The 285-nt window shown below is 71.2% G+C and carries 1 protein-coding gene; it reads left to right on the top strand.

Annotated elements, in window-relative coordinates:
- A partial coding sequence (locus tag ACEN88_RS35275; protein WP_413347064.1) for a hypothetical protein occupies positions 1-285 on the top strand: 285 nt, incomplete at both ends.

Here is a 285-nt window from a genome sequence, read left to right as displayed (position 1 = left end):
GGCGCGGGCCAGCACACGGTGTCCACGATCGTGACGGATGCCGCCGGCAACGCCAGCGGCGCCTCGGCCGGCCTGACGTTCACCATCGACCTGGCCGCCCCCACGACCACCGTGGGCGGCATCGCGTTCTCGGCCGATCATGGCGCATCGGGCACCGACTTCATCACGGACACGGCCGCGCAGACCATCAGCGGCACCTTGAGCGCCACGTTGCAGACCGGCGAGCAAGTCCAGGTCTCGCTCGACAACGGCGCCAGCTGGACGGCGGCGCAGGTCAACGGCACG

The sequence above is a fragment of the Massilia sp. CT11-108 genome, from assembly GCF_047302915.1.
Classification (GTDB): domain Bacteria; phylum Pseudomonadota; class Gammaproteobacteria; order Burkholderiales; family Burkholderiaceae_D; genus Telluria; species Telluria orientalis.
Note: the sequence above shows the minus strand (reverse complement) of the source record. Positions and strands in the feature narration are given on the sequence as shown.